The 11640-nt window shown below is 55.2% G+C and carries 9 protein-coding genes and 1 pseudogene; 4 read left to right on the top strand and 6 right to left on the bottom strand.

Annotated features, from left to right (window positions below; all coding sequences use genetic code 11):
• Positions 1 to 50: 50 nt before the first annotated feature.
• The 3 genes from ltrA to ABD76_RS28495 all read right to left on the bottom strand — a co-directional run bounded on the left by ltrA (position 51) and on the right by ABD76_RS28495 (position 4204).
• Positions 51 to 1376: a group II intron reverse transcriptase/maturase gene (gene ltrA / locus ABD76_RS28505; protein ID WP_197259675.1), complete on the bottom strand. Its 1326-nt coding sequence runs from the start codon at positions 1374 to 1376 to the stop codon at positions 51 to 53.
• Between the two features lie 730 nt (positions 1377 to 2106).
• Complete coding sequence (locus tag ABD76_RS28500; protein WP_197260229.1) at positions 2107 to 2742, bottom strand: FMN-dependent NADH-azoreductase; 636 nt, start codon at positions 2740 to 2742, stop codon at positions 2107 to 2109.
• 190 nt (positions 2743 to 2932) lie between these two features.
• A complete protein-coding gene (locus ABD76_RS28495; RefSeq protein ID WP_197260228.1) occupies positions 2933 to 4204 on the bottom strand; it encodes a hypothetical protein in 1272 nt (423 codons plus the stop codon).
• A gap of 207 nt (positions 4205 to 4411) precedes the next feature.
• On the opposite strand from ABD76_RS28495, the gene ABD76_RS28490 reads away from it, so the two are divergent.
• Positions 4412 to 5254 (top strand): DUF368 domain-containing protein, encoded by an 843-nt coding sequence (locus ABD76_RS28490; RefSeq protein ID WP_197260227.1) that lies wholly within the window; start codon positions 4412 to 4414, stop codon positions 5252 to 5254.
• A gap of 70 nt (positions 5255 to 5324) precedes the next feature.
• Here the strand turns inward: ABD76_RS28490 and ABD76_RS28485 are convergent, their stop codons facing one another.
• Entirely contained in the window at positions 5325 to 5903 is a 579-nt protein-coding gene (locus tag ABD76_RS28485; protein ID WP_197260226.1) for a DUF2199 domain-containing protein, read from the bottom strand.
• A gap of 509 nt (positions 5904 to 6412) precedes the next feature.
• Between ABD76_RS28485 and ABD76_RS28480 the strand changes: the two genes are divergently transcribed.
• Together ABD76_RS28480 and ABD76_RS28475 are read left to right on the top strand one after the other, a co-directional pair.
• On the top strand, positions 6413 to 6706 hold the full coding sequence (locus ABD76_RS28480) for a hypothetical protein (protein ID WP_197260225.1): 294 nt from the start codon (positions 6413 to 6415) through the stop codon (positions 6704 to 6706).
• A gap of 190 nt (positions 6707 to 6896) precedes the next feature.
• Positions 6897 to 7154: pseudogene (locus tag ABD76_RS28475) on the top strand (transposase); the annotation flags it as partial.
• Between the two features lie 116 nt (positions 7155 to 7270).
• Here the strand turns inward: ABD76_RS28475 and ABD76_RS28470 are convergent.
• Complete coding sequence (locus tag ABD76_RS28470; protein ID WP_197260224.1) at positions 7271 to 9166, bottom strand: PrkA family serine protein kinase; 1896 nt, start codon at positions 9164 to 9166, stop codon at positions 7271 to 7273.
• A 347-nt stretch (positions 9167 to 9513) separates the two neighbouring features.
• Between ABD76_RS28470 and ABD76_RS28465 the strand changes: the two genes are divergently transcribed.
• Positions 9514 to 10326: a DUF2161 family putative PD-(D/E)XK-type phosphodiesterase gene (locus tag ABD76_RS28465; protein WP_197260223.1), complete on the top strand. Its 813-nt coding sequence runs from the start codon at positions 9514 to 9516 to the stop codon at positions 10324 to 10326.
• 19 nt (positions 10327 to 10345) lie between these two features.
• Here ABD76_RS28465 and ABD76_RS28460 read toward each other — a convergent pair whose 3' ends face one another.
• The gene (locus tag ABD76_RS28460; protein ID WP_197260222.1) at positions 10346 to 11557 is read right to left on the bottom strand and encodes an aminotransferase-like domain-containing protein; all 1212 of its coding nucleotides are present in this window, start codon (positions 11555 to 11557) and stop codon (positions 10346 to 10348) included.
• Between the last annotated feature and the right edge of the window lie 83 nt (positions 11558 to 11640).

The following is an 11640-nucleotide window of genomic DNA, read 5'->3' as shown; positions in this document are numbered from 1 at the left end:
GCCTCTCACAGATCCGGACATGCGGGTCATCGCATCCGGCTCCTCCAGCGCTATCCCCTTTGGGGATGCAGTTCATTGTAAAGCATAACAAGAGAACACAGACCTATCTCGTGGAACCACTCATTCGGCATCACATATTGAATATGGAAGCTGCGGGAATTTCTCCACGCTGTCATTCTTAGCTGCGGGAGCTCCCCTTCGAAGTTTCTCCGACGCAATTCTCGGTGCAGTTTGCGGATTTTCTTCCAGCTTCTCATCTGTACGGCTCGCAGTCTTCTGCGTATCCAGCCGTCCATCTGCTTGAAGAACTTTACGCCCTGTCCTCGTCCGAAGTAATTTCCCCACCCTCGCAAGTACGGGTTCAACTTCTTCTTTATCAGTTTCTGGACGTTCACTGTCTGGTTTCGGCGCGTTAGCTCCTTCACCCGTTCCTTGAACTTCTTTTTGGCCTTCTCCGAGGGATACATCCGGTTTTGCCGTAGTTCGTATCCCAGAAACAGTAATGCCTCTGTCCGGTTATCCACAATCTTCGTCTTCTCCGGATGCACCTTCAGCCCAAGTTCTTGTTCCAGAAAGCGGGCAACCGACTTCCTTACCCGTTCTGCTCCTTTCTGCGACTTGCAGCAGATGACGAAATCATCCGCATATCTTGTTATCCGGTGACCTCTCTCCGTCATCAGCTTGTCGAGCGGATGCAGGTATATGTTCGCCAGCAGCGGACTTATTACTCCTCCTTGCGGGGTGCCTTGCTCGTTTAGATAAAAACTTCCGTTCTCCAGGACTCCTGCCCTCAAAAAGCGTCGAATCAACTCCAATACGCTGCCATCCACCACTTCCTCACGTACCGCATCAATTAATTTCTCATGCGGGATCGTGTCAAAGTAGCCCTTCAGGTCAGCGTCTATCACATACACATATCCATCCATCAAGTCTTTGCGAATTTTCTCCAGCGCCATATGTGCGCTTCTTCCCGGGCGGAAGCCGAAGCTGCAGTCCAGAAACAGCTCCTCAAAAATCGGCTCCAGTATTCGCCTTGCTGCTGCTTGTGCCACTCGGTCTCCTACCGTCGGGATGCCCAGGGGCCGCTCTGTCCCGTCCGCCTTCGGTATGTACACTCGCTTCACCGGCTTCGGACGGTACGTTTTGGTTCGCAGTGCGTGGTGAAGGGCTTGTACATTGCCCTCCAACTCAGACTCGTATGCCTTAATGGTCACTCCGTCTACGCCTGCGCCTCCCCTGTTGCGTTTCACCTCTAGATAGGCTTCTTTCAGATTTGTCTCCGCCCATATCTTGTCGATAAGGCTGTACCATCTGCGTTTCTTGCCATTCTTTACTCCCTCACGGAAATCCCTGACGCTTGGCGTCTTATCGTCCATGCCCCGATTCCTTCCCCTCAAGACCCGGTTTGTTAGCCTGTACGGCAATAGGCCGGGTTACTGGATGGTACTTCGCCCCAGACGGTCTACCCGTATGTTCGACCTCGGTTCTATGCTCTTCATGGCTCCCCGACTGCTGTCTGGCACATGGCGAGTTTCTTTTTTTCAGTACTTCCCTTACGCTGGTTTCGGGCTTCGCGTCAAGTCCCTTCCTTTTGGGTTAGGGCTTGCACCGGCGACTATGCGCCGATTCACTTGCCATTGCGGCTTTTCCGACAAGTTTGTTCACTACTATCCCTACGTCTGACTACTCACCATTCGTAGCCTCACCTTGACCGTTGCGGCCTTGTGTGCGGGTTACCGTGTTTTTTTCGGAAACGATGAGTTCTCCTTGGGTCACGTCATCGACTTTCCCTCGAATCCAGTCCTCCTAACTTTCGAAGCCTCCGGTGGTATGGGACATCCCCTTCTTTTGCAGGGTCATCCGGCTTCGACAGCCAACATGGTTCATGCCGCCTGTTCCGAGGTTTGCCTTCCAATCCTCCGCACTCTGCCTCGCGGCCAGAGCACTATTGGTTCAGCTATGCGCTTCCGCCACCTCGCGGTGCGCTCGGGACTCTCACCCGTTAGTACGATGCGCTGCCAAGCGCACAAAGACCGGCTCTCGCAAGAGCCGGTCCGGTAAGACCTCTATAAATCCTATGATAAGGCACTAATCCTTTTCTATTCGTTACACGGAAGCATACAAGCGCGCTACGCTTTCTTCCGCCGTGCGCTTGGCGTTCTCGAGCAATTCTTCGGCACGGTCCGGAACGGCATTCATGCCTTCCACAACGATGTTCTCATATTCCGTAATTCCGATAAATGCCATAACGGCTTTCAGGTAGGAGTTCGTGAACTGGAACGCTTGAGCCGGTCCTTCGGAATAGAAGCCCCCGCGCGCTTCGATATGCACGACGCGTTTGCCTTGAAGCAGGCCTTGAGGGCCTTCGGCCGTATACTTGAACGTGCGGCCAGCAATAATGACGTTATCGATATATGCTTTCAGCATCGTTGGGTAGCTCAGGTTCCACATTGGCGTAATGAATACGATCAAGTCTGCGGCAATGAATTGCTCCAGAATTTCGTTCATGCGGCCGAGCACTTCGGTTTGCTGCGGAGTCAGCGCTTCGCCTTTCGCGGCTTTGCCCCAACTGTCCAGCACGCTGCCGTCAATGAGAGGAATCGTATCCTCATACAGGTTCACGCGTTCGATGGCGACATCGCCTTTTGCTTGCAGCGCAGTCAGGTAATGCTCTCCCAGACGGAGTCCATAGGACATTTCCGTCGGTTTCGGATTGGAATTAACAACGAGTACTTTTTTCATCGGTCTTTCACCTCTGCGTCAAATTTGCTATCAATGATCGAGTTGTTGATGTTGACTCAGCACTGTCGCTCATTAAATAACACGAACTTACTTTATGTAAGTATAATAACGAATGTTACTTACGAATGTCAAGCTATAATTTTTAATCCGAAAAGAAATAAAAAGGCGGCCCGAGAGAGCCGCCGTGTCACTATCCCAATTGGTTGTCGGACTGTACGCTTCGCACAAGCTCCGCCGCGCTGGAAGCCGATGCATTGGAAGACAGCGACGAAGTGATGCTTTGCGTTTGACCGCTTGGCTGGAAGCTGCTTGGCACTACGTTTTGCTGCGCGCCATGCGTTTGCGCCGTAATGCTTTGTGTTTGGCCGCTTGGCTGGAAGTTGCTTGGCACTACGTTTTGCTGCGCGCCATGCGTTTGCGCCGTAATACTTTGTACTTGGCCGCTTGGCTGGAAGTTGCTTGGCACTACGTTTTGCTGCGCGCCATGCGTTTGCGCCGTAATGCTTTGCGTTTGGCCGCTTGGCTGGAAGTTGCTTGGCACTACGTTTTGCTGCGCGCCATGCGTTTGCGCCGTAATGCTTTGCGTTTGGCCGCTTGGCTGGAACGATTGGCTTACAAACGATGGGGCTCCAAAGCTATGTAACCCGCTTGGTTGATAAGCTCCATAGTTGGATTGAAGTCCGCTTACGATGCCGCCAGCCGCGCCGAAGCCGCCCGTTGGCGCGAAGCTTCCTTGACCGCTGAAGTTGTTGTACGCGCCTTGATTGGCCGTGCTGCCGGAAGGGCCGGAGCTATTGCCGCTGTACGTGCTCGCCACGATGCCTCCGGACAGACCGCCGCCAGCTGCGCCGAAGCTGCTCGTCGGCGCGAAGCTTCCTTGACCGCCAAAATTGTTATACGCGCCTTGATTGGCCGTGCTGCCGGAAGGGCCGGAGCTGTTGCCGCTGTACGTGCTCGCTACGATGCCTCCGGACAGACCGCTGCCAGCCGCGCCGAAGCCGCCCGTTGGCGCGAAGCTTCCTTGACCGCTGAAGTTGTTGTACGCGCCTTGATTGGCCGTGCTGCCGGAAGGGCCGGAGCTGTTGCCGCTGTACGTGCTCGCCACGATGCCTCCGGACAGACCGCTGCCAGCCGCGCCGAAGCCGCTCGTTGGCGCGAAGCTTCCTTGACCGCTGAAGTTATTGTACGCGCCTTGATTGGCCGTGCTGCCGGAAGGGCCGGAGCTATTGCCGCTGTACGTGCTCGCCACGATGCCTCCGGACAGACCGCCGCCAGCCGCACCGAAGCTGCTCGTCGGCGCGAAGCTTCCTTGACCGCTGAAGTTGTTGTACGCGCCTTGATTGGCCGTGCTGCCGGAAGGGCCGGAGTTATTGCCGGCATACGTGCTTGCCACAATGCCGCCGGACAACCCCGCTCCGGATGACGGCGCCTGACTTTGAGGTCGAAATTGTTGAAAAGTCATGCCTTTGCCTCCTTATAGGATATGAAAGTGGGCCGAACCTGCGCTCAGCACTCGACATTATTATGGATAGACAGGCAGGAGGTTTATGCATTTTCCTTTTTTAAATTGTTATTGCATGAACAAGTGAATCTTTGGACTCTCGCGGCAATTGATTGTACAATGGATATGGCTTGTTTTGGACTTAACGTTATGTAAAGGAGCTTATCAATGTTCGAGTGGAAAAATATCTTTCGCGGAATTCTCATTGGGGCCAGCGATCTCATTCCTGGCGTCAGCGGCGGAACCATCGCAGTCGTCCTCGGGATGTACGAGCGCCTGATCGCCGCCATCAGCGGGTTCTTCAGCCGACAATGGAAGAAGCACCTAGGCTTTCTCGTTCCGCTGGGAATCGGTGTCGGCGCTGCCCTGCTGCTGCTCAGCCGCTTGATGAAATGGCTGCTGGCCGAGCATCCCCAGCCAACATTCTTTTTCTTTTTGGGCCTGATTGTAGGCATCCTTCCTTTACTGTGGAAAGAAGCGGACGCCTCCCGATCCTTCAAGGCCGTCCATTACGTATTGGCGATTGCCGCAGGGGCAGCCGTAGCTGCCACCGCTTTCGTCCGTCCCGAGGAACAGGCTCCGGTGATTGAATTGACCGCCTCTTCCGGCGTGTTCTTGTTTGTGGCGGGATGGCTCGGAAGCATGGCCATGATTCTGCCGGGAATCAGCGGCTCTTTCGTGCTGCTGCTGCTCGGCGCCTACCCGACTGCCATCCACGCGCTCTCCAGCCTAGATATTCCGTTGATCGCCATTATCGGGAGCGGCGTCATCGTCGGCTTCATCGTCAGCAGCAAGTTCATCCGCATGCTTCTTGCCCGCTTCCCGGCCGTAATGTACGCGTTAATCATCGGCATGGTCGTCGGCTCCCTTGTCGTCGTCTATCCCGGATTGAACGGATCAGCGATGACGCTCGTCATCAGCATCGTTACGCTGGCAGCGGGATTTGCCGCCGCGTTCTTGCTGGGACAGCGCCCGACGCAAAAAATAGAAGCAAAAATCAACGTACAATAACAGAAGGCACCGGCCGCCACGGCCCGTGCCTTCTTCCTCATATATGAAGTCGATCGTAGATGATGTGAGATTATTGCGCGTCGGTGTAGCGATGGTACTCCGCATGCAGCGGGCGAAGCTCCAGCCACCGCTGGAAGGTTACCCCTTCCCGTTGTTCTCTGCCCAGGAGATGCTCCATGTCTTGAATGCGGACATCGGGCAGGGACCCTCTGCCGTGGTCATACACGTTGACAGCCAGCGTCAGCGTATCCGGATAACCGGGAATCGCGGAAGACAGCCGCCCTTCCATGGGCGCATTCCCGATCGTGTACGTGCCGCGTTCGGACTTGGATGCGCCTGCCGTGCCATCCGGGCGGATTTCCACCCATACTTCCCAACGGATATGTCCGCGGCCATTGCCGTACGGCACGCGCAGGCTTCCGCGCACATAATGATAGCGGCCGTCCATCACGATCTCCCCGCCCATGAAGCGGCAGCGTTCCTCCCGCTCCCAAGGCTCGATCTCCGTTACATAGAATGGAGCCGAACAATCCGTATATACCCCGACAGGGGCCTTTTTCTCCGGCTTGCGCAGCCGGATGCGATGGCGCCGTCTCCTCCCGGCGGCCGTTGAGTTAGCGGTACCGTTCACACCATCAATCATTTTCATCTCTATATCTCTCCCTCCACCAATAATTTACTCAAAATTTGGAAGATTGAAAGAGGGAGATTGTGAACATTTTGTAACAAAAATCAACAAAAATCAACACCAAAATGTCGAATTATGTCGATTTATTTTAAGAATCAAGCCTATCAACACTAATGTACATGAATACCAACACCGTTTTTATCATCGCTCAGATTCGCTATTGGAGTTTCTGGGCTAACATCTTTTCATTCCCCGAATTCATAATACGCTCATGCTATCCGATAAAACATTTATCGAAGAAATAGGGCAAGCTGCTCCCCGCATGAAATTGCTGCACAGGCGCAGCATTTTTAACCTCAATAGGCTAAATTCCGAGAAAATCCTGCAAAATTACATTATTTCGCCATTTTGAACGCTATTTATGCCTCGCCGCACAGTAATTGCTGTATTTTTGCAGTAATCGTATTTTCGCAACCTCGTGTCAATGAAATTGCTGCATTCTTGCAGTATTGGCGGAGCAGGTGCATAGAGTGGCGGGAGATAATACAGCTTTGGTGGAGCAGGTGACTAGAGGCGCGGGATATAATGCAGCTTTGGCGGAGCAGGTGACTAGAGGCGCGGGATATAATGCAGCTTTGGCGGAGCAGGTGACTAGAGGCGCGGGATATAATGCAGCTTTGGCGGAGCAGATGAAAAAGCCATCGGCCACCTATTTGGCGTTCAATTCATCCAGCGCGCTGAGGATAAGCAATCAGTATTTGCAGCGCAGCCAATCGCTTGGTGCAGCGGATGATGATATTCTCGCGGCGGGAGAATACGCCTGAGAAGTGGACCTCTCCGTCCCCGGCGATCCGATCCGGCATACGTGGAAGCCATTGATCACGATCGGCAAAGCCAAGGAGGCTTGCATGCCGATGTTCAGGATCAGCTGCGGCATTTGGAGAGGGTGTGCCCCTTCCGCTATTTGCGAGCTCTCATAGCGTCTTCGAGGATGAAATGATAGTATACGATGAGGACGAGGCGGATCACCTTCGCCATACAGAAGAAAACAAACGGATTTATGCGCAGAGGAAAGAAACAATAGAGCGGGTTTTTGCTGATTTAAAGGAGAAGCATGGGATTCGGCGGACGACCTTACGCGGGTTAATAAGAATGTCTGCGCAAGCGATGCTTGTTTTTGCTGCCATGAACCTCAAAAAAATGGCGACCTGGCTCTGGAAGACCGATCGCACCTCTCCTAAGTTCTCTTTCATATTTGTAAATAGGGATTAAAAACGTAAAGAACTCCCGCGGTTGCAGTATTTCGCGGGAGTTTGTTCTTCAATCTGAAACCTGCAAGCCCTTCGCTTGGCAGGTTTCCCGTCATGCCCCGATTCGCTTCCGGCTGCTTAGCGGTTCAACAGGCTGCCCACATAACGCAGCAGCTCGTTCGCGCAGACCGGGCAATACCCGTGCTCCTCCATTAACCGGGCGGATACCTCGTTGATGCGCTTCAATTGGTTCTCATCCGGCGTTTTCGTCGAGGTCGTAATTTTCACGATATCCTTCAAATCGGCGAACAGCTTCTTCTCCACCGCTTCCCGCAGCCGTTCATGGCTGTTGTAATCGAATTTGCGTCCTTTACGGGAATACGAGGACAGCCGGATCAGAATTTCCTCCCGGAACGCCTTCTTCGCGTTTTCCGAGACGCCGATTTGCTCCTCGATTGAGCGCATCAGCCGCTCGTCCGGATCCATCTCCTCGTCTGTGAGCGGATCCCGGATTTTTTTCCAATTGCAGAAGGCCTCGATATTATCCAGATAATTCTCGAACAGCGTCTTCGCCGACTCCTCGAAGGAGTAGACGAACGCTTTCTGCACTTCCTTCTTGGCCAGATTGTCGTATTCCTTGCGCGCCACCGAGATGTAATTCAGATACCGCTCCCGCTCCTCTTTCGTAATCGATGCATGCTGATCCAGACCGTCCTTCAGCGCACGCAGCACATCCAAGGCGTTGATGCACTGAAGATCTTGCTTGATCAAGGCGCTCGATATCCGGTTAATGACGTAGCGTGGGTCAACCCCCGACATCCCTTCCTCGGAAAATTCGCTCTGCATCTCCTTCAGATCATTCTCTTTATAGCCTTCCACTTCTTCTCCATCGTACATGCGCATCTTTTTGACTAGATCCATGCCCTGCTTCTTCGACTCCTTGAGCCGGGTCAGGATAGAGAAAATAGCGGCGGCCCGCAGCGCATGCGGCGCGATATGAACATGCTTCATGTCGCTCTGGTTGATCAGCTTGGCGTATATTTTTTCTTCCTCGGACACTTTGAGATTGTAAGGTATCGGCATCACGATCATTCGCGATTGAAGCGCTTCATTTTTTTTGTTGGCTATGAAGGCCTTGTACTCGGATTCGTTCGTATGAGCAACGATCAGTTCATCCGCGCTGATTAACGCGAACCTCCCGGCCTTGAAATTGCCCTCCTGGGTAAGCGACAGCAGATTCCAGAGGAATTTCTCGTCGCATTTGAGCATCTCCTGGAACTCCATCAAGCCGCGGTTCGCCTTGTTCAATTCCCCGTCGAAGCGGTATGCCCGCGGATCGGACTCCGAACCGTACTCCGTAATCGTCGAGAAGTCGATACTTCCCGTGAGATCCGCAATATCCTGCGACTTCGGATCGGACGGACTGAAGGTCCCGATGCCGATCCGGTTCTCCTCGGAGATCAGCACGCGTTCGACCGGAACTCGCTCGATGTCGTTCCCGTATTCGGTGCGGAGCCGCATCTGGCACGCCGGGCACAGATTGCCCTCGATGCGGACGCCCAGCTCCTGCTCCACTTCGGCTCGCAGTTCATGCGGAATCAGGTGCAAAGGCTCCTCATGCATCGGGCAGCCCTTGATCGCATAGACGGCTCCCTTCTCCGTGCGCGAGAATTGCTCCAGGCCCCGCTTCAGCATCGTGACCAACGTTGATTTGCCGCCGCTGACCGGCCCCATCAGCAGCAGGATGCGCTTGCGCACATCAAGACGCTTGGCTGCCGAATGGAAATACTCCTCTACCAGCTTGTGCACGGCACGGTCCAGACCGAAGATTTCCTTCTCGAAGAAGGCATATCGCTTATGCCCGTCAACCTCCTCCACGCCGTGAGACGCGATCATCTCATACACGCGTGCATGAGCCGTCATCGCAGGTGTCGGGTCTCGACGCAGCAATTCCACATATTCTTTAAAGGTACCGGTCCAGGCCAATCGTTCGCTCTCGGCGCGGTGCTCTGAAATCCGCTTGAAAATATCCATACTCTATACCTCCATTGCTCCCGATTTGCAACACAGCCCTTCATCGCCGCTTCGCTTCGTATACGGTATGCACGTGTATCAACGATTGCTCATGCTTCTTACAGACTGGCCGCGCCTCGCGGGCTTCCTCAGCCCTGCTGAAGCGGATGCGTGAACAAAGTGTAATACATACTTATGCGATCCGGCCGGATTATTAGCACGATAATTTGCAGACCAACTTGGAGAAAAGCAAGCCTGCCCGGCTCATGTTATACTCGTGTTAGCAACGATCCGCGGATGCCCATGGCGCGGCACGCGGCAGGGATTGCGGGTCGGCCAAGGTTCGGATGAGGAGAGGAGTTGCGGGCATGGACGCTTTAGACCATCGTGAAGCAAAGCCGGCCAAAACGGCGGCACGGAAGGAATCGGAGCTGTACGCTCCGTTGAAAGCATTTTTTGAAGCAAGGGGGTACATCGTGCGCGGCGAGGTGCGCCATTGCGATCTGGTCGCGATGCTGCCGGAGGGGCCGGAGGGACAGAAGGAACCGCCAATCATTGTGGAAATGAAGCCTTCCTTCAATCTGACGCTTGTCCTGCAGGCGCTCGAACGGCAGAAGCTGTCGCCGCAGGTGTACGTCGCGGTCGAGAAGAAAAAGGGAGGCAAAGGACACTCCGTCTCGTCCCTGCGCCAGCTGTGCGGCAAGCTCGGCATCGGCTTTCTGCTCGTAACGTTCTACAAGCGCAAGGCGCCGTTCGTCGAGATCGTCTGCTCGCCGGCGGGTTCGGAGGCCAGCTACATGGAGACGCGACCCATCAAGACCAGAGCGGCCCGGCTCGTACGCGAATTCAGCGCCCGCAGCGGGGATTACAATGTGGGAGGCACGACGAAGCAGCCGCTTGTGACGGCTTATCGGGAGAAGGCGCTGCGCGCGGCGCACTGCCTGGCGGACGGCCCGCTCCGGGCGGCCGCCGTGCGGGACGGCAGCGGCGTCGGCGATGCCGCCGCCATCCTGCAGCGCAATTATTACGGCTGGTTCGAGCGCGTCAGCCGGGGCGTCTACGCGCTGAGCGGGGATGGGCGTGAGGCGCTGGAGCGCTACGCCCATATCGTGCGCGAATGGCGCCGGCCCGAGGCCGGGACAGCGGAGGTCACCGGCCTGCCGATGGCGGGCGATACATAACCCGCCGCCCGGCTGCAGGCTATGCCCCGGCATAGCGCCCGAGGAATTCCGATACGGCTTCGCTCAGCCGCTCCATGCCTGTGCGGATCACGTCCGGCTCCGCGAACGAGTAGTTCAGCCGCATCGTGTTGCGCTTCGGCTCTCCGGCATAGAATGACGTTCCCGGCACGAAGGCGACGCCCTTGTCGACGGCGCAAGCCAGCAGCGTCTGGGAATCGAGTCCTTCGGGCAGCTCCACCCAGAAGAACATGCCGCCTTGCGGCTTCTTCCAGACGGAACTGCTCCAGATGCTCCGGGACAGCTCGGCTTCCATCGTCTCCATTCTCTCCTTGTAAATGGAAGACAATTTATGGATATGATCATCCAGCTTGAACACTTCCGGCAGCAGCATCTCGCTCAAAATGAGCTGATCCAGCACACTGGTATGCAGATCCGCCGATTGCTTCACACGCGCCATCATGCGAATAATCTGGCGATCGGCGACAGTCCACCCTGTTCTTAATCCAGGCGCGACCGTCTTGCTGAACGTGCTCGTATAAGCGACGAGACGATGATCCGTCTCGCCCTCCAGCGCGGCGATACTGGGCACGCGATCCGAAGTGAACCGCAATTCCCCATACGGGTCGTCCTCCAGGATGACCGTTCCATGCTCCCGGCACAGATCCAGCAGCGCTTGTCTTCGCTCGACGCTCCATACCCGCCCGGTCGGATTCCCGAACGTCGGCACGACGTAGACGAATTTCGGCTTATGGCGCTTCAGCTTCTCCGCCACATCCTCGGGAGCCATGCCTTGCTCGTCGCTATCCACCGGGACGATGTTCGCCTGATGCATGCGAAGCACCTGCAGGCAGGCCAGATAGGTCGGATTTTCCACGAGGACCGTATCCCCCGGATTCAGCATGGCCCGCGCGAACAGATCCAATGCCTGCTGCGATCCGTTCGTAATCAGAATCTCGTTGACGCCAGCCGGAATGCTCCGTTGCGATTGGAGACGTGCCCCTAGACGCTCCCGCAGCACGGTCGTCCCTTCCGTCAGGCCGTATTGAAGCGCTTGCGGGCTCTGCTGCAGGACGCGATCCGCCGCGTAGCGAATCGCTTCCATCGGGAAGTATTCTTCGGCCGGCAGGCCTCCCGCAAAAGAAATGATCGATTTTCCTTGCGTTAATTTCAAAATATCGCGTACGGCCGAGCTTTCGACGGATGACACGCGGGTAGAGAATGAGTATTGCATTCGGCTATCGCCCTTTCCCATTTTTCAAAAATGATACACCCAATACTTGTGTTATGCAATGGGATAGTCATTGTTCCAAGTGC

Source organism: Paenibacillus dendritiformis (genome assembly GCF_015845845.1).
Lineage (GTDB): Bacteria > Bacillota > Bacilli > Paenibacillales > Paenibacillaceae > Paenibacillus_B > Paenibacillus_B dendritiformis_C.
The sequence above is the reverse complement of the archived record's forward strand: the minus strand, read 5'-3'. Positions and strand labels throughout refer to the sequence as shown.

Coding starts and splice junctions, on each gene's coding strand:
- ltrA (WP_197259675.1), bottom strand. CDS start 1,376: ATGGACGATAAGACGCCAAGCGTCAGGGATTTCCGTGAGGGAGTAAAG.
- ABD76_RS28500 (WP_197260229.1), bottom strand. CDS start 2,742: ATGAAAAAAGTACTCGTTGTTAATTCCAATCCGAAACCGACGGAAATG.
- ABD76_RS28495 (WP_197260228.1), bottom strand. CDS start 4,204: ATGACTTTTCAACAATTTCGACCTCAAAGTCAGGCGCCGTCATCCGGA.
- ABD76_RS28490 (WP_197260227.1), top strand. CDS start 4,412: ATGTTCGAGTGGAAAAATATCTTTCGCGGAATTCTCATTGGGGCCAGC.
- ABD76_RS28485 (WP_197260226.1), bottom strand. CDS start 5,903: ATGAAAATGATTGATGGTGTGAACGGTACCGCTAACTCAACGGCCGCC.
- ABD76_RS28470 (WP_197260224.1), bottom strand. CDS start 9,166: ATGGATATTTTCAAGCGGATTTCAGAGCACCGCGCCGAGAGCGAACGA.
- ABD76_RS28465 (WP_197260223.1), top strand. CDS start 9,514: ATGGACGCTTTAGACCATCGTGAAGCAAAGCCGGCCAAAACGGCGGCA.
- ABD76_RS28460 (WP_197260222.1), bottom strand. CDS start 11,557: ATGCAATACTCATTCTCTACCCGCGTGTCATCCGTCGAAAGCTCGGCC.